Origin of the sequence: Amycolatopsis pretoriensis, assembly GCF_900107925.1 — a bacterium.
GTDB lineage: Bacteria > Actinomycetota > Actinomycetes > Mycobacteriales > Pseudonocardiaceae > Amycolatopsis > Amycolatopsis pretoriensis.
This window is the reverse complement of sequence record NZ_FNUJ01000007.1, coordinates 359,380-375,465: the sequence shown is the minus strand read 5'-3', so window position 1 is coordinate 375,465 and position 16,086 is coordinate 359,380. Positions and strand designations below refer to the sequence as shown.

The 16,086-nt window shown below is 65.9% G+C and carries 17 protein-coding genes; 2 read left to right on the top strand and 15 right to left on the bottom strand.

The genetic code is table 11. The features are described 5' to 3' along the window. Positions 1 to 45: 45 nt before the first annotated feature. Positions 46 to 993 carry an endonuclease/exonuclease/phosphatase family protein gene (locus BLV96_RS31605; protein ID WP_086674021.1) on the top strand — a complete coding sequence of 316 codons (948 nt, stop codon included), beginning with the start codon at positions 46 to 48 and terminating at the stop codon, positions 991 to 993. Then, on the top strand, positions 990 to 1,871 hold the full coding sequence (locus tag BLV96_RS31600) for an endonuclease/exonuclease/phosphatase family protein (RefSeq protein ID WP_086674023.1): 882 nt from the start codon (positions 990 to 992) through the stop codon (positions 1,869 to 1,871). Before BLV96_RS31605 ends, BLV96_RS31600 begins: the two co-directional genes overlap by 4 nt. A gap of 174 nt (positions 1,872 to 2,045) precedes the next feature. Here BLV96_RS31600 and BLV96_RS31595 read toward each other — a convergent pair whose 3' ends face one another. From BLV96_RS31595 to BLV96_RS31525, 15 genes are all read right to left on the bottom strand, one after another. Then, positions 2,046 to 2,999, bottom strand: a complete 954-nt coding sequence (locus BLV96_RS31595; RefSeq protein ID WP_086674025.1) for a glycoside hydrolase domain-containing protein — start codon at positions 2,997 to 2,999, stop codon at positions 2,046 to 2,048. Positions 3,000 to 3,064: 65 nt separating this feature from the next. Then, entirely contained in the window at positions 3,065 to 3,499 is a 435-nt protein-coding gene (locus BLV96_RS31590) for a hypothetical protein (protein ID WP_143051053.1), read from the bottom strand. Between the two features lie 298 nt (positions 3,500 to 3,797). Then, a complete protein-coding gene (locus tag BLV96_RS31585; RefSeq protein WP_086674029.1) occupies positions 3,798 to 4,196 on the bottom strand; it encodes a hypothetical protein in 399 nt (132 codons plus the stop codon). 6 nt (positions 4,197 to 4,202) lie between these two features. After that, positions 4,203 to 5,114 (bottom strand): hypothetical protein, encoded by a 912-nt coding sequence (locus tag BLV96_RS31580; RefSeq protein ID WP_086674031.1) that lies wholly within the window; start codon positions 5,112 to 5,114, stop codon positions 4,203 to 4,205. A 9-nt stretch (positions 5,115 to 5,123) separates the two neighbouring features. Then, on the bottom strand, positions 5,124 to 6,284 hold the full coding sequence (locus tag BLV96_RS31575) for a siphovirus ReqiPepy6 Gp37-like family protein (protein ID WP_086674033.1): 1,161 nt from the start codon (positions 6,282 to 6,284) through the stop codon (positions 5,124 to 5,126). Then, entirely contained in the window at positions 6,281 to 7,141 is an 861-nt protein-coding gene (locus tag BLV96_RS31570) for a phage distal tail protein (RefSeq protein WP_086674035.1), read from the bottom strand. Before BLV96_RS31570 ends, BLV96_RS31575 begins: the two co-directional genes overlap by 4 nt. Further along, complete coding sequence (locus tag BLV96_RS31565; protein ID WP_086674037.1) at positions 7,138 to 11,031, bottom strand: aggregation-promoting factor C-terminal-like domain-containing protein; 3,894 nt, start codon at positions 11,029 to 11,031, stop codon at positions 7,138 to 7,140. The genes BLV96_RS31570 and BLV96_RS31565 overlap by 4 nt, the downstream gene beginning before the upstream one ends. Before the next feature lie 155 nt (positions 11,032 to 11,186). Next, positions 11,187 to 11,495, bottom strand: coding sequence for a hypothetical protein (locus tag BLV96_RS31560; protein WP_086674039.1), 309 nt, complete (start codon positions 11,493 to 11,495; stop codon positions 11,187 to 11,189). A gap of 15 nt (positions 11,496 to 11,510) precedes the next feature. After that, positions 11,511 to 12,068 (bottom strand): hypothetical protein, encoded by a 558-nt coding sequence (locus BLV96_RS31555; RefSeq protein WP_086674041.1) that lies wholly within the window; start codon positions 12,066 to 12,068, stop codon positions 11,511 to 11,513. A gap of 3 nt (positions 12,069 to 12,071) precedes the next feature. Further along, positions 12,072 to 13,100: a phage tail tube protein gene (locus tag BLV96_RS31550; RefSeq protein WP_086674043.1), complete on the bottom strand. Its 1,029-nt coding sequence runs from the start codon at positions 13,098 to 13,100 to the stop codon at positions 12,072 to 12,074. Between the two features lies 1 nt (position 13,101). Beyond that, complete coding sequence (locus tag BLV96_RS31545; protein ID WP_086674045.1) at positions 13,102 to 13,395, bottom strand: hypothetical protein; 294 nt, start codon at positions 13,393 to 13,395, stop codon at positions 13,102 to 13,104. A 12-nt stretch (positions 13,396 to 13,407) separates the two neighbouring features. Next, complete coding sequence (locus BLV96_RS31540) at positions 13,408 to 13,866, bottom strand: hypothetical protein (protein WP_086674047.1); 459 nt, start codon at positions 13,864 to 13,866, stop codon at positions 13,408 to 13,410. After that, complete coding sequence (locus BLV96_RS31535) at positions 13,863 to 14,684, bottom strand: head-tail connector protein (RefSeq protein WP_086674049.1); 822 nt, start codon at positions 14,682 to 14,684, stop codon at positions 13,863 to 13,865. The genes BLV96_RS31540 and BLV96_RS31535 overlap by 4 nt, the downstream gene beginning before the upstream one ends. 77 nt (positions 14,685 to 14,761) lie before the next feature. Beyond that, complete coding sequence (locus tag BLV96_RS31530; protein ID WP_086674051.1) at positions 14,762 to 15,109, bottom strand: hypothetical protein; 348 nt, start codon at positions 15,107 to 15,109, stop codon at positions 14,762 to 14,764. Between the two features lie 3 nt (positions 15,110 to 15,112). Then, positions 15,113 to 16,078, bottom strand: a complete 966-nt coding sequence (locus tag BLV96_RS31525) for a hypothetical protein (protein ID WP_086674053.1) — start codon at positions 16,076 to 16,078, stop codon at positions 15,113 to 15,115. Positions 16,079 to 16,086: the final 8 nt, after the last annotated feature.

Below are 16,086 nucleotides of genomic sequence, written 5' to 3'. Positions count from 1 at the left end.
CCTCCATGACAGCCCGCCGAGCGGGCCCGAACGAAAGGGTAGATCTTGTTCAACCCCTTGAAACTTCACGTTGTCGCGCTGAATCTCAAGCGTGGCGGGTACGACCGCGACACGCGTCAGCACGACCACGGGAAGCTCTTCGCCATGTTGTCCGCATTGGACAGCCCCCCGCACATCCTGTTCCTGTCGGAATGCACGTACTACACCGATCCGATGATCCAGTCCGCTCCACTGTTCGACGTCAAGGAAACCCTTGCGTCCCTGTGGGGGTACGACGAGGACGAGGCCGGCAACACCCTCCCGAAGACGAACTATGAGGCGTTCATCTCGGAAGTCCACGGCTCGGTGAACGTGCCCGGCCTGTTCATCGATCCCCGCTATGTTCGCCCTTTGCGTTGGTACGGCGAGACGCAGCGGCGCAGTCTGGCCAACTCGCTGACGGCGCGGATCAACGGGCATGACATCCAGCTCAAGTCCGTGCACTGGAATGGCTCCGGCGGGGCGACGGTATTCGACCAGCAGGCCAGCCAGGACGGACAGATGGCGCAGCACTCGGCCGTCATTGGCGGTGACTTCAATGCCACCAGCGGACACCCGAAGGAAATCGTCCCAGCGGACTGGGGGCAGCGATGCGACGATCAGGGGCAGTCGCAGAAGCGCAGCCAGAAGGGCGTCCGTGGGCCGAACGGAGTGTGGAAGGTCAACACCGACGCCATCGATAGCTTTCTCGAGCACGGATGGTGGGACGCTGGCGAGCGAGCCGGCGACTTCACCGTCACCGTCAACCCGTGGGTCGATGGCGGTTCGGGGATGAGGATCGACCGCATCATGGTCAGCGACCGCACGCCCGCCCGTCTCGTACCGGGTTCGTACAAGGTCCACGTGCCGAAGCCGGGGGACAAAGAGCTGTCGGATCACCGGATGGTGTCGTGCTGGCTCGAATTCGCGCCGACCGGAGGCGCCACCCGTACCGCCGAGGGGACTCGACCGTGATCAACTTCGTCACGGCAAACTTGATGAATTACGACGGCAAAGACCCGGAGCAATACGCCCGGTACGCGCAATTGGTCTCCATGCTGGCCAGTCAGAAGCCCGATATTCTCGTCGTCCAGGAACTCATTTCCGGGCCCGACAACGGTGGCGACGCCCTGACTCGCCTCCGGGCCGCCGAAGACGCGCTCATCGACCTGGCCGACGCCCTCGGCCTGACGTGCAGCGCCGACGAACGGGCTACGGCGTCAATCAGTCAGACCCGACACCACACGGGTGTCCTGTGGCGGCACGGGATCGACGTGGTTCCGCGCCGCTTCTCCCCGTATGACAGCGACGTCTACGGCAATTCGCATGGGATGGCCGTCGTGCTGTTCGACGTGGGCGGCCGGCCACTGCGGGTCGGGTCGGCGCATTTCAGCCACTTCGACCCCGGCCTGTCCGGCGGCTGGCGCGACGCCGGCGTTGTCATGCGGGCATTCAATCGGAACGACGGCATCCCCGGCATCGTCGGCGGCGACTGGCAGGGCATCGGCTCGGACGAGACCTACGACAAAGACCCGTACAAGGGGAAGCCGTGGGACGTCTCCCACGCCTTGCACTACGACCTCAACGGCGAGGTCGACCGGCACGGCGCGATCCGGCTCGAACGGTACGGCCGGTTCCGTGACTGCGCCCAGCTGGTCGGCGCGGATTGGGAGGCCACCACCGGGCACCACCACACCGACACCAACGAGCCGCGCCGGATTGACCGGGTTTACGTGACTTACAACTTTCCCGAGGCCGCCGTGACCAGCTACCGGGTGGTGGGGACCGACGTCGTCGGCCAGTGCACAGACCATCGTCCCGCCGTGGTTGAGGTCGACGAAACCAAGATCTGAACCACCCGCAGTCCACCACCAGGAACGGACGTTTTCTAGCCATGCCAGCAGACGAATACGGAAACTACACGCAACAGCAGAAAGACGATTTTTTCGCCGACTACGGCGAAGAATTGCCTGACATCAAATGCTCGGAGTGTAAGAAGCCCGTGCCAGAGTGCACGTGCATGTAAATTAGGCCGTAGCGACGGGCCACGCGTAGGCGAGGCTCGCGCATGAGTAGGCAAGGAAAATCCGGGTGGTCCCGCCGGGGACGGTGAAAGCACCCGGGAGGTTGGCGGTGATCCGCCACCCGTCACCCGCGCGCGGGAGGTTCGGGTTGGTCGGGTCACCGCCGCCCGTGCCGCCGCCGGGCCCCCAGTTCCCCGGCCGCGCCACGAAAAGATCCGTGTTCGTGGTGATCAAGTTGAGCACGGCGGCGCGACCGTTCCACGGGATCGTCCGGTACGTCGTGCTCTCGGACACCGGGAGCTGGATCGGGTCCATGGCGTCGTCCTCCTCAACGGCTGGCGTGGGAACTGGGGATGGCGCGACCGGCGAGATCGGCCGGTACACGTCATTGATGTCGCAGGGCACGCCCGCCACCACCCGCGTCGTCGGGTTGCGGTTGCGTTGCCAGAGGTGAACCCACCCCTTGTCGGCCGCCGAGGGCTCCGCCCCGCACCGCCAGTAGAACGACGCCACGCCGGCGGCGTGGACGGCTTGGTTGGTCGCGGCGAACCCGTAGTGGCCGGTTCGGCTGAGACCGAGCACGTCGCGGAACCCTCTGACGTATTTGACGGTGTCGGTGACATGCCAGGTCGCGGACGGCTGGGCGTCCGAGGCGGCAAAGATCACGATGTCGCGGTCCGGTATGCCGCAAGCGTGGGCATCGTTGAGCGCGGCCGCGGCGTTGGCCTTGCCCCGCGCGTAGTCGTCGTCCGTCGCGGTGCCCCAGGAGTCGCCTACGCCGAGTTCGGCGACTAGGAGTACCTGAACCCCGGCGGCGACCAGGTCGCGGTACTCAGCCGCAGTGAGCCGCTTCCCGGCGCTGCCGAGCCCGACGTACCGCACGACGCCCGTGAAGCCGGCGGCCTTGAGCGCCGCACCCGAGGGCCGACCGGCCGAGTAGTCGGCGAACTGCGTCATGCCGGCACCCACTTCCCGTCTCGGATGAAGCCGCGGTGTCCGGTTGACCTCATGGCCGGCCGCCTCTACTTGTCCGCAGCGGCGCAATCCCGCTGCGCGTAAGCGGATTCCATGTATGTCCGGAACTTCGCAATCAACGCCTTACGTTCCGGTGTCTGATTCCGCGGGTCGTCCTTCGTGGCGTCCAAGACGTAGTTCCACAGCTGGACCGAGACGGCGCGCGCCTGGTTCCCCGCCTCGCAGGTAGTGCGCTGGGCCTGCCGGTTCTGGTTCGCCAGCGACGACGCCTCGTTCGCCTGGACGGCGACCACGGCGACCACAATGGACAGCGCGACGTCGAGCGCCAACGACACGAACAACCCCCAGATATACCGGCGGTTGTGTTGGCCGTACGCGCGGAGAGTCGCCAGTTCGGCGCCGAGATCCGTCATCGAGTCCTGTAGACGTTCGGCCGCCGCGAACACGCGGACGCGGTCGTCGTCGCTACACGGTTCAGTCATCATTGCCCCCGTGTGCTTCCCGGAGCATGTCCGCCATCTGGCCGACGACCGATTCGAGTTCGTCCATGATGAGGTCCGCCTTTGCGGTCAATCGGGCCACCTCTGTGTCCTGGGTCGCCGTTCGCGGCTGGTGTGCGTCTCGCGGTCGGCGCCGGAAAGGCCATCGGCTCATGGGGAGTTGTCCTCTTCTCCCAGGAATGTCCGCAGACGTGCGGACATCTCCGCCATCACCTCGTGGAGCTGGTCAAGCAACTCCGAGGCGCGTTGTGTCAGCGCGTCGACTTCCTCGGGTTCGTAGTCACGTCTTGCGCTTCCGTTCCCGCGGGGGCGGTCGGGTGCCACGCGTATCACCTACATCGTTGGCACGGATGAGTTCCTGAAGAATCGGGATCATCGCTTGAAGTTGCTGCAACTGCTGCAGCACGGGCATCAGGGCGCGCGTCGTGGCTATGAAATCGCCCACGACTGGCAACAGCTTCTCTTGCAAAACCGTTGCCATGGCGTCTCTCTGGGCGTCCGCGTGTTCGCGTTCCTTGACCGCTCGGTCCTTTTCGGCTTGCAACTTGTCAACGGACGGCTTCGCCCATAGCCACCCCGTCAACAGCGAAAGGACCACCAAGCCCAAGACGCCGAAGTTGACCCACGTCGTGACATCGGCGAGGCCGGCACCGGGATCATCGGCCGCGTAGCCGAACACGCCGGATCACGGTCCGAGCCAATACAGCTGCACGCGCGTCCCTTCGTTGAACGTCGACGTGCCGAGGACGTTGATGCTCACGCCCGAGTTCTGTGCGCCCCACATCTCGACGATCTCGCCGGAGGAGAACCGTTCAAGTGCTGAGATGTTGTGCGCCGGACCAATATCCGTCACAGGCACCCGCGTGTCCCAGGCCAGCTTCACGGGGTTGGGGCTGCCGCCGTTCTGACGTTGAATCCACGCCCGGCGACTTCCGGTTCCGTTGGGGTTGTCCCAGTACAGGTTAAAGACGATCAGCCACATTCCCGCGCGGTTGAGCTGCCACTCACGGATGCTCGGCCGCCCGACCACGCTGCTCGGGAATTGTTCCACGTCGAAGTCGATGCGGGCGCCAGTTGTGCCGCTCGCGACGGTTTGGAATCCGGCGTCCACTGTGTACGAGCACGAGCCGTCGGTGTACTCCGGGATCGCGCGGACGTTGCCCGATGTGATGGTGACCGCGGCGGCCGGCACCGTCACCTGTCCGAGCTGGATCTCCCACATCGCCGTACTTTGGGTCACGCTCGGGTAGCTGCTGCTTCCCGGCGTGCCGGTGAGGACGTCCAGCTCGATGCGGTTGTTGAGAAAGTCGTTGCGGAGAATGACCCGGTCGAGCCGCTGCAGGGTCGCGTGCGCCGCAGCAATGGGCAGAGTCTTCGTGGCGGTGCTGGACCCCCATTGCCCGCGAATCCAACACTCACCCGCCGGCACCTTGACTTGCATTCCGGTCGAGTCGCCGAGGGGACGGAACTCGCTGCCCACGTTGCGGATCACGCCGTCGCCGCGGAAGTGTCGGGCGAACTGGCGCCAGCCGTCTTCGGTCACGTTGGAGCCGGGGCCGCTGTCGTACGGCATGTAGGTGTCAAGCGTCGTTGCCATGGGCCCCGCTCACGTCCTCTCCAAGTTGTTGATTCGCCGTGCCTGTTGCTGGAACGCGCGTATGAGGCGGGGAATCGTGCCCTTGGCCGGCGTGCCGATCGTCGGCGTGATGGTCTGTTCGTCTTTCGACAACGTGATCGTCACCTGACGCAGCAGGTCGACGATTTGGCCGGACTCGGTGTACGGCGTCTGCGCCGGCCCTTCCAGCTGCACGGTCACGATGTCGCCGAGCGCGTAGTGGACCCCGTACATCAGGTTCGGCTTTTCAAGCGGTGTGATCGTGAGCGATGCCTGTTCGCTGTTCTGCGCCAACGCATCCGCCCCCGCTTGCGCGATGGCCGTGCTGTCCGACGTGGTCCCCTGGTTGGCTAGTGGTCCTTCGATCCGTTCCCACGTCGCGATCGCGGGTCCGTCGGCGAATTCCTTGATGATGCGAGCAGTGCCGGTGCCGCTCGCGCCGACGAACACATAGTTCGCTCGGGGCCGACTGCTGCTGTACTCAAAGGCCGACAGATTGCCCAGGGCCACCGAGAATTTGACGGTGCTCGATCGATCCGTGGGCGCGAACACCTGAAACTGAAGGCCGGCACCGACCTGGACGACACGGAACCCGACGTTCGCGGTCTGCGCCATTGGTTGGATGAACGTGAGAAGGTCGGCGTCCCAACGGCCTTCGCCGCGCACGCTCGCCCCGATCACCGGGTCCGCGCCGACAGTGAAGCCAGCCTTGCGGCGGGTCGTGACAGCGCCGGGGCCTAGGTTCGCGTTGACGTAGCCGATCAGAACCGTTGACGCCGGGCCGGTCCGGACGTCGACGGCTTGCACGGTGTACGGGGCCGACGATTCCCCCGGCGACGGCGACACTAGTCGACTCTGTAGCCAGATCTCGTCTGTCGAACCCGAGATCTCCATGTGGTTGTCGGTCGCACCTACGACGTGGCGGATGTTCGTCGTGATACCGGTAAACAACGCAACGTCGTTGCGGGTGGCGATGATTCCCCACCCCGGCGTTGTCAGATACGGAGCCATCGGCGAGTTGCGGTCGAGGGTGATCGACCAAGTCCCCACGTCGTTGTAGACGGGCGAAAGCGTGGCCGACGTGTAGTCGCGGATCTCACCTTGCCGTTGATAATTCGCGTCCCGGACGTATAGGCGCCACTCGAAGGTCATGGCGACACGTATTTCTGTCGGTAGCTCAGGACAAGCGACGATGAGCCGGCGGCCGCGGTCGCCATCTCCAAGCGGATCGCGTTGAGGCCAACGGCTAGCGACCACAACGACGATGTTGCCGTGAGGTCGTAGAAGATCTGCGTTCCGTCGGACTTGACCACCTGCGTCACTGCCTCGGGTCGCGTGTCGATCGTGACGAATTCGCTGGCCCCGAGTACTAGGGACGTGAACTGAAGCAACTTGCCGGTGGTCAGGTTGCGGAGCACGATGGACGATCCCGGTCCGGTGATCTGCCAGACCGGCCACGCCTCGGTGTCGCCGCCGTTGGTGATCGACGTGTCGACCGCGATTTCCGAGGCGGTGAGCCGGATCGGGAAGAACGGGAAAAACGTCGGCGTGACGCCCACGACGTACGGGGCCGTCACGACATCGCTGGGGTCCCGCCAGAAAGGATCGAAGGCCCGGAACTTGACGTCGGCGAACTGGACTTGCGGGCCGGTGTTACCGACCTTCTCGTCCAGGCCCAGGCCGCCGACGTACCGGCACACGATTTCGCGTGTGTCGCCGAGCGGGGACTGAACCCGGATGATTCCGTCCCCGCGGGTGGGGTCCATCGCCGTCATGAGCGCCCGCAACGATGCCCGGACGGCTGGTTCGTTCGCGCCGCTGATGACGACGCGGATCGTGAAGTCGTGGACCGAGTGACGCGCGGACCGGAGCCGTTCGCCAGGTGCACCGGGAACAGCGTTCGAGATGAACGCCGGCTCCGGCATGAAGCGGCCCGACGCGTCCAAGTCGACGTCCAGAACGGTCGCCGACCCGGACGCGTCGATCCACGTGGTGATCTCGGCGGTCATAGCACCCCGCTTGCGAGCTCCATACGCCGGAATTCCTGCGCGACTTCGCCGCGTACCTTCCCGAGGAATTCGCCGGACTCCAGGTAGAGAGCCCCGACGAACGTTCCGGTCGTGCTCTGTGCTGCCGCGATCTGCGTGACAGCGGCCAACAACTTGTCCTCGGTCGCACCGGTGCGGACGGTCTCGCCCCGGCCAGTGCCGTTGTAAATGAGGTTCAAGCCCGGGTCGACGGTGCCGCCGGTGTCGAGGACCTTCGGCCGGCCGTAGAGCATCGTTCCGACGTCATGGACCGGGCCACCCTGCGAATACCAATTGTGCGAGCGCTTGAACGCCCACGCGTTGATCGGGTCGGTATAGCGAGCCCGGATGTACCGGCCGCCGGCGATCGCCTGCAAGGTCGGGTCCGACGTCTTGGGAATGCCGTACCCGCCCCACGTGCTGTCCAAGAATTGGAAAATTCCGTAGGCCGTGCTCGTCGGGTTCTTGATGGTGTTGTTGAACCCGGACTCGCTCATGATCAGCGCCACCGCCGCGTCCCATTCCGCCCCGGTCCATCCGAACATCGACGCGAAGACCTGCCGGACGATCTCCACGTTGCCCGCTCGGTTACCGGGCACGCCTCCGAACGTCGGGATCGGCACGACCGGCGGCGTCCACTGCGGGAGCTGGGCAGGGTGCGGAAGGCCCATCGCGGTGAGGGCGTCGACGGTGGAGATGTACGCCGCGCCTGCGCCGGCGCCGAACGCGTTCCACCGGACCGCGCCGCCACGCGCGAACCGCGGGAGACGCTTGCGGCGGACGTCGTCCATGAACCCGATGCCGTAGTAGTCGACGACGTCGGCCGGCTGGATGTACTCGTTGTCCGACAACCACGCCGGGATCGCATCGCCCGTCGGTCCGCCGGGGCCGCGGATGTGGCCGCCCTCGGCGTATCCTGTCCCGCCGATCGTCTTCTTGACGTTCTTCGAGTCGTTGTAGTAGCCGCCGGCGTCGGTTCCCTTGAACACCTGCTGAAGCGACGCGGTGTCCACATTGGCCACCGCAGTGACGTCGAATCGCCAGTCCTGCGGAATCTGGTGCAGGCCCTTGAGAAGATCCGCGGCCTTGTCGGTCGTGATGCCGAACGCGTCCGCGGTCTTCTGGATCAAGGTGTTGTACCCCGCCGAGGTGGGACCGAACTCGGTCTTGATCGCGTTCGCGAGGTTGAACAGCTCACCCAGATTTCGGCGCCCTGCCTCGGTGCTGACGTCCAGCGACCGTGAAGCCGCCTTTTCAGCCTCGGTCAGAGCCTCCTTTGCCTGCCGAAGCTGGTCGGCCGCCCTGCTGGCCTGGTACTGGGCGTCTCGGACCGCCTGGTGTGCACGCTGTTCGCCGTACGCCGCATCGGCAACACCCTGTTGAGCTCGCGTCAGTGATCGCTTGGCCTGGTCGACGCCGTATGCCGAGTCGCTGACCTGCTGTTGCGCGGCGACGACGGCTTGCTGTGCCGCGACGACATTCTGAGCGCCGTTGACCCCAGCGGCGTCGGCCTTCGCGACCTTGTCGCGGAGATCGACATTATTGCTCTGGGCCTGGTTCAGCGCGTTTTGTGCGCTGAGCAGGTCAATCGCCGCCTTGACCTTGTCTTCGTTCTCGGCCGTGACTGTTTGGCTCGCTATGCCCTTGGCGTTGCCTCCGGTGATGCCGAATCCGGCGGCCGCTTGCTGGGCATCGAACAGTCGGACGCGCGCTTGCGCCTCGGACGTGAACGCGTCCTCGAGTTGGTCGTGGAGCGCCTTGAGGTCCTTGACCGCCTGTTGGCGTGCCTCGGACAGTGCCCGCTGCGCCTGCCGTTCTTGGTCCTGGGCCTTGACGTAGTTCTGTTGGGCGGTCATGACGCCGCGCTGGGCGTCGGCGACCGCCTGTTCGGCCTGGACCACCGCTTGCGCCGCTTGCGCCTCGGAATGCCGGGCATCTCCGATGGCGCGGCTCGCGTTCGACGCCGAGTGCGCCGCGTCGGACACGGCATTCTGTGCCTGCGCGACGGCCTTGTCCGCCTGGGCGAATCCCTGCTGGATTGAGGCCGTCGCATTCGCGATCGCGAGCGCGCCTTGTTCGTACTTCTGAACGACGTCGTCGAGGCTGATGCTCGCATCGCCGCTGGACTTTGCGACGTTGTCGAGTCCCGCCCGGACAGTGCCGAGGCTTCCGCCGAACAGCATCGCCGCACTGCCGGCGGCCGCGAACCCCTCGGGCGTGCTTGTCATCGCCGAGGCGTGTTGCTCGATCGCCCGCTGATTCTCCGCCGCTGCGTCCTGGGAACCCTTGAACCCCTTGGTCAGGAGGTTCACGGCATCTAGCGCCTTGGCGGCGGCGGCGCCTTCGTCGTCGTAGCCGGTGAAGTTCAGCTCACCGGTGACCTCATCGGTGGCGTATTGCTTGTGAGCGTCGATGATCGCTTGAAGCTTGGCCTTGAGGGAGTCGAGCTTCACGCCGCCTTGCGTTACTGCGGTGGCGAGGTCGGATTGCTTGATGGCGAACGCATCGGTCGCGGCCGCGGCGTCCTTGAAGCCTTGTTCGTTCTGCAGGGCCTTGATGACGGAATTGCTGATCGCGCCGTCGGTCGACTCCAGAGCCGAAGTGACGCCGTCGAGATTGCCCTTCAGTGCGTCGGTCGCACCCGAGGTGGAATCCACTTGCGACTTGAGCAGAGCGAACAGGCCGACACCGGCGATCAGGGCGATGCCCACTGGCCCGGCGAGTTCGGAAGCCATGACGCCGAAGCGGAGGGCGCCACTGCTCGCCGCCGCCCCGGCAGTGGTAATCGCGCCGGCCGCCGCCGACGACCCGACCGACACGCCTTGCATCGCGGCTACGGTCGCGGCCGATCGGGTCGCCGCCTTCTCCATGGCCGTGCCGACGTCAAGGACCGTGCTGGACAATGCCTTGACACCCGCTGTCACCAGCGATGCGCCCTTGAACGCCGCCCACGCAGCCAGCGCAAGCGCGGCGAGCGTGCCCAGGACCGGGGCCATCGGCCCCAGTACGGCCGTGATCTCACGGACTGCGGATGCTGCCGCGCCGAGCGCCGCCGCGAACACCGGCAGGACGCCTTGGGCGAGGCCGGTGATGACGTCGGCGACGCCGGCGATCGCTGCGTCGATTTCGTCCGCGTTGCCGGCCCAGGCGGACGCGATGTCGTTGACCACCGAAACGATCACGCCGAGCACCGAGGACGTGACGTTGCCGATCGAGGTGACGAACCGGGCGTAGTCCGAAGAGTGCTGACCGATCGACTGGACGTTGGTAGAGAAGGAAGTCCCGAGGACACCCATCACGTTCGCCGCAGCCTCGAAGATCGGTAGCGATGCCTGCGTCGCGGACACCGCGCCGGGCATGGCGTTGGTGGCGAAGGTCGTTACGCCGCGGGACAACGCCGTGATGTCCGGCCCAGCGGCCGAAAATGCCTGGCGGAGCTGCGGGCCGAGGCGGTCGGCCGCCGCCCCCATCTGGTTCCCGGCCGCGACGATCTGCGGCGCCAGCTGTGCGGCGCCCGCCTTGGTTTCGTTGACGACGTTGGACCACAGATTTTGATAGGTCTGCTTAACCTGGTCGTTCGACTGGACCGCGAGGGCGGCGAGCCCGATGAAACCGGCGCCGGCGCCGCCGAGAATGGCAGCTCCGACCGCCGGAGAGGCGGCGATGATTCCCGCCGCCATGAGCTGGAAGCGGGTGGTAAAGCTGTCGAGTGCCTTCTGGCTGTCGTCGGTCTTGACGTCGACGGCCACCCGCGCGGACTGCCCATTGAGCCGTTCGAGGCGTCCACTGATGCGCTCGATTTCCGCAGCGGCTCGCTCGAATGTCGCCGTGAACTGGTCGAGGGCAATGATGTTGTACTGAAGGGTGGCCATCGGCTACCCCCCTTTATTGGCTGCCTCGACGAACACCACGTAGTCATCGAAGTCGAAAAGGGTCAACTGTAGGATTTCCTCCGGCGTCCACGAGAAGTGGAATGACAGCAACCGCCGCCAGGTGAGGTACCGGAGTTGCGGGTCCTTCCAGTTGGCTAGGTAGGGTCCCCCGCTGATTCCGCCACCTCGTCCTCGACGTCATCACCGGCGTCGGCCTGCTCCGGGTCAGGCAGCATTTGGAGGCTGAACACGTCCATCTTGAGGATGTCGTCCCACTTGACGACCTCTTTGTTTCGCTTCTTCAGCATGTACATCAGTACCGCGAGGGCGCGGGCGTCCGCCTTTTGCAGGGCGGGCCCGAATTCCAGGACCGTGCAAAAAGCTTTCTCTTGCAGAAAGATCGCCTCGGCGACCGTCATCCGGAAGTCGAAGTCGTATTCGTTGTCACCGATGCGGCAGCGCATAGGCTCTCGTCCCTCTTACTCTTCGATATCTCGTTTGATCTCGTCCATTGCCTCAACGATTGCGTGCCGGAACGCCTGCTCGTGCTTGGCGATTGTCGACGCGAACCACGGTCCGCCCTTCTGGTGCGCCTTGGGAATATCCGCACGGCCAAAGACCGGGTGGTCCCACCCCTTACGCAGGTCCAGCGCGCGGGGCAAGCCCCGTTGATTGGCCGGCAAACGGTTCTCGTCCACGACGAACTTGACGCCCTTGGCGGTCACCTTGAGGTTGGTTGCCGATGCGACGGTCCGCCTTAGCCCGGCATGTCGACGCGCGGCCGCTTGCGCGGCGCGTTCCGTTCTGGCGCGGGCCACGTTGTGAAGCCGCCGTTGCTTCGCTCCGCCGCCGGACCGGCCGGTGACACGGAGTTCCTGGACGGCCGTCCTCACCTCGGCGAGGATCGGACGGCCGGCATCGGCGATCTTCTTGCGCAACGTCTTCCGGTGTTCCTTGCGCTTGCGGAGTTTCGCGGCCAATTCGCGGTAGTCTCGGCGCGCCTCGGCGTTCAGGATTAACTCCGCCTCGGTCGCCATCGGCTACACCGTCGTCGACTCGGTGGAGACGATCTTGCACTGAATGACCGGATCGACTTCGTTGCTGTAGCCCTCGAAGTCGGTGCTCATGGGCACGATGTCCGGACCACCCACCGTCGGCGCGGCGGTCTTGAGCTTGATCGCCGGGATAATGAAGCTGAACAGGTAGTTCGCGCTTCCGATTGCGGCACCAGTCAAGTCGAGCTGTAGCGCGGTCCCCGAAGCGGCGGTGTACAGGTCGTACAGCTCGGTCTTATTGAACTCGGCCGAGAGCTTCCCTGTGATCATGGGAATCCCGTTTTCGAGAGGCTCAGCCTTTTGGCCGCTGTTGCCGACTCCGTACCGGTCGGTTGCCATCGGGACCGTGCCAGAGATCGTGATTTCCTTGATGATCGTCGCGACCGTGACGCCGGACGTGATGGTCGTCTCGCCGCTTGCCGTGGCAGGCGTGCCGCCCAGCTTTAGCGTGGCTTGCGAAAAGTTGTAGGTGCTGGACCCACTGAGGTACGACGCCGCCGTCAGCGCCGTCGCCGTCGATTCAGCCTGGCCGTCAAAGGTCAGCTTGAGGCTGGGAGTGTCGTTGTCCTTCAACGAAAACTCCCATTTGACGACCTTGCACCCTTCGTAAGTGAACGGACGCACGGTTCCGGTCGACGGCTCGGGCCGTCCAACCTGGACGGTTAGGCCGAGGCCGCGGAAGTCTCCGGGCACATGGATTTGCTTGTACGCCGATCCGGACACCAGAGTCGTCGTCGTTGTGGTAGAGCCCAGCATGTTCCGGACCAACATCCCCATGCCGAGCGTGTTGACGTCCATCGTGACATCGCCGGACACGGAGCTGCGCGAGATCGTCGCGCGGCTGAGTCGCTTGTACTTCAGTCCCTTGTGGAGTGCGTTCGGTTCGAGCCAGGTCGGATCGAACTTCATGCTCTCCGAATCGAATTCGACGAACCGCGTCGGGGTGACGGGCGTCCCCCACACACTTTCCTGGCCGAACCCGATCTGAGCGTCGAGGCCGCTTCCCGTGGTCACGTCACTTCTCCTTCACCGGCGAGGCCGCGGGTGCCGACGCGGCGGCGGGCTTGTCGGCGAGCTCCCACACGGCGTGCGGCCATGCCTGCTCTTCGCCCCCGTTCGCGACGATGAATGCGTCGTCGGGAAGGGGCGCGGGTTCCGGCTCTCCCTTTTTCGGGGCCGGTCGTTCGGTGACGAGTTCGCCGGGAACTTCGATTTCCTGTCCGGGCTCGATTTCGAAGCTGTCGGGCCCGCCGGACGGCTGGTACAGGTCGACGGCGGCATGGTTCGACCGCAGGCGGAACCTGGGCATGAATGTCTCCCTTTACACGCGGGTCTTGTGATTGATGGAGAAAACGACCCGGGCTTGGTATCCGGCCGGTCCCGCTTCCTGGAAATAGTCACCGGGCCACAACTCGGCGACGGACGGCGTTGAGAGCCCTAGGGACGGATCGGCCCGCAGGGTTTGCCCGACGGTTTCAACGAGGGCATAGACGGAGTCCCGTGCTTCTTTCCATGACCGGGCGTCATTGCCGGTGATGGTCACGGCAGCGCAGACGATTTCGTTGGTCTCGTCTCTCCGCTTGGCGCCGAGGCCGGCCCACGTCTGCTGTGTGGACGATGCGCGTTCTTCTTCGTACGACGGGTCGCCGTCGTATCCGATGTAGACGCAGGCCACCGAGTAGTCGCCGCTGATGACCGGGCCGTCCCAGACGGTGAGGCCGGCGGCAGTGAGTGCGGCAACGATGGCGTCGATGGCCGCAGGGAGCCGGGATTCGCTCATGCGACCCCCGGCAGTCCGGTGCCGAGCAGTTCGAGGGCGCGGTTGGGGATGGCGTAGCCGAGTCCGGACCCGGCCGACCGGCTGATGCCGAGCGTGTCGCCGAGCCCGCCAGCCCGCGGGGCGCCGGCGGCGCCACGTTGGGTTTCCCAGAGGTGCTGCACGATGATCCGGGCGGCCAGCCCGTATTCCTCGGGCACCAGGGACGTGCCGGCCACGTAGGTCACGGCGACATGGCCGTACGGGGCAGTCCCGAGCGGGCACGTGACCAAGCCGGCCGGCGTCGCGTACAGGGTCGCCGGATTCCAGGTGTATGAGCCGTCGACCGTGGCGAGAGAGGTCACCGAGACGACGGGTGTCCAGTTGAGGACCAGGCCGCCGCCGGAGGGGATGAGGTGTTCCTCGGTCCGTGACCGTCGCACCACCGCTTGGCCGAGGTGGCGTTCGATGACGCCGGTTGCGGCTTCGAGGTATGTCCGCAGCTCTTCGTCCGAGACGGTGTTGCTGATATTCGTCTGGGCCTTGATGTCGGCGAGGCTGACCAGGTAGGGGGCGTCTGCGGGCCGTACGTCGAAGACCTCGACGTAGGCGCCGGGGTTCGCGCCGGTGCCGACCCAATGCGCTGTGTGCCGTCCTGCCTGGACGGTTTGGTAGTCGTAGACGTAGACGCCGGTGGTGGTGGGCGCCACCGGGCCCACGACCGTTGTGGTCTGGTCAGGAAGGGTGATCGTCAACGTCATCGTCCCGGCGTTGACGTTGCCGCCCGCCGGGGACGTGAGGGTGAACGAACAGCGGTAGAGGTCGCCAACGTCGATCGCCATCGGCCCTCCTTGGTGGTGGTGGGCTTGGCGCCGGCGGGCTCGAGGACGGCCGGCGGGGTGGCGTTCGGGGCGGGGCCCTAGAGGTCGGTAACGGTGAGGGCGCCGTATATGGCGGTCTTGCGCAGGCCGCCGGATAGGACATCGACGCGCCACCACGTTTGCGTCGTGGTGAGGGCGGACCCCGGGATCGACACTGTCGCCTTGCCGTTGGCCGCGTCGGTGATGACGACCTGCCCGCCGGTGGTGGTGCCCTTCCACACGGCGCCGTCCGAATCGGCGGTGGCGCGGGTGGGTTTGACGAACGCCTCTAGGGACATCCCGGTGAGGTCGAGCGCGGTCCCGGCGGTTGGGACGTTGGTGGTGATGATGAGTTTGACGTTTTCGTCGTTCGACTCATTGAGCGTGATCGCCTGTTGGGTGGCCACGGATCACCTCCCGCAGATCGTGGCGGTGGCGTCGTCGGTCACGACGGTGGCGGTGGCGTCGGTGAGGGTGATGAATGCGGTCGTCGCGTAGGCGTCGATGGTCGCTGCGCCGGTGAGCGCGTCGACGGTGACGACGGTGGTGAAGTCCTGGCAGACGAACCCGCCGGTCGCCGTCGGGATCGCGGCGGTCGTCGTCACGGTCGCGCTGATGGTGGCTGCGGCGGTGACGCCCTTGATCACCGTGGCCGTTGCCGTGATCGTCGCCGTCGTGGTGACCGACGCGTCTTCGGGCTTGGTCGTCGCCGCGGTGCCAGAAAGAGCGGCGGTCGTGGTGAGGGTGGCGACGGCCGGCCGGGTGCCTTGAGCAGCTGCGGTGATCCCGGCCGTGGCGGTGGTGAACGCGTCGACGGGCTTGGTGGCCTGCCCGTCCGCGGTGACGGTGGCCGTCTCGGTGACGGCCGCGTCGATGGTCTTGGGCGCGGCGCCGATCGTGGCGTCCGCCGTGATGGTCGCGGTGGTCGTGACCGCGGCGTCGGTCGGCTTGGTCACCGTCGCGGACGCGGTGATCGTGACGGTCGTCGTGACCGAGGCCGCCGCGGGCTTGGCGGTGGTCGTGTCTGCGGTGACGGTGGCCGTCGCGGTGACCGAGGTGGTCACCGGCTTCGTCACGGCCGTGTCGGCTGTGATGGTGGCCGTCGTGGTGGCCGAGCTGGTGACCGGCTTGGTCACGGCGGTGTCGGCGGTGATCGTGGCCGTGGTGGTGGCCGACGCCGCGACGGCCTTGGTGCACGTCGCGGCGGCGGTGACGGTGGCGGTCTCGGTGACCGCTGCGTCCACCGGCTTGGTGGTCGTCGTATCGGCCGTGATAGCGGCGGCTTCGGCGACAACCGCATCGGCGGTCTTGGCACTACTGGCGAGAAGGTAGAACGGGCGCCGCGGGATCGGGAAGGTACGGCCGAACCTCGCCATGGGTCACC

Bases quoted from the DNA above. Each gene is read 5' to 3' on its own strand.
- BLV96_RS31535 (WP_086674049.1), bottom strand. From the start codon at position 14,684: ATGGCGATCGACGTTGGCGACCTCTACCGCTGTTCGTTCACCCTCACG.
- BLV96_RS31595 (WP_086674025.1), bottom strand. From the start codon at position 2,999: ATGACGCAGTTCGCCGACTACTCGGCCGGTCGGCCCTCGGGTGCGGCG.
- BLV96_RS31570 (WP_086674035.1), bottom strand. From the start codon at position 7,141: ATGACCGCCGAGATCACCACGTGGATCGACGCGTCCGGGTCGGCGACC.
- BLV96_RS31590 (WP_143051053.1), bottom strand. From the start codon at position 3,499: ATGACTGAACCGTGTAGCGACGACGACCGCGTCCGCGTGTTCGCGGCG.
- BLV96_RS31565 (WP_086674037.1), bottom strand. From the start codon at position 11,031: ATGGCCACCCTTCAGTACAACATCATTGCCCTCGACCAGTTCACGGCG.
- BLV96_RS31580 (WP_086674031.1), bottom strand. From the start codon at position 5,114: ATGGCAACGACGCTTGACACCTACATGCCGTACGACAGCGGCCCCGGC.
- BLV96_RS31540 (WP_086674047.1), bottom strand. From the start codon at position 13,866: ATGAGCGAATCCCGGCTCCCTGCGGCCATCGACGCCATCGTTGCCGCA.
- BLV96_RS31525 (WP_086674053.1), bottom strand. From the start codon at position 16,078: ATGGCGAGGTTCGGCCGTACCTTCCCGATCCCGCGGCGCCCGTTCTAC.
- BLV96_RS31560 (WP_086674039.1), bottom strand. From the start codon at position 11,495: ATGCGCTGCCGCATCGGTGACAACGAATACGACTTCGACTTCCGGATG.
- BLV96_RS31575 (WP_086674033.1), bottom strand. From the start codon at position 6,284: ATGACCTTCGAGTGGCGCCTATACGTCCGGGACGCGAATTATCAACGG.
- BLV96_RS31545 (WP_086674045.1), bottom strand. From the start codon at position 13,395: ATGCCCAGGTTCCGCCTGCGGTCGAACCATGCCGCCGTCGACCTGTAC.
- BLV96_RS31555 (WP_086674041.1), bottom strand. From the start codon at position 12,068: ATGGCGACCGAGGCGGAGTTAATCCTGAACGCCGAGGCGCGCCGAGAC.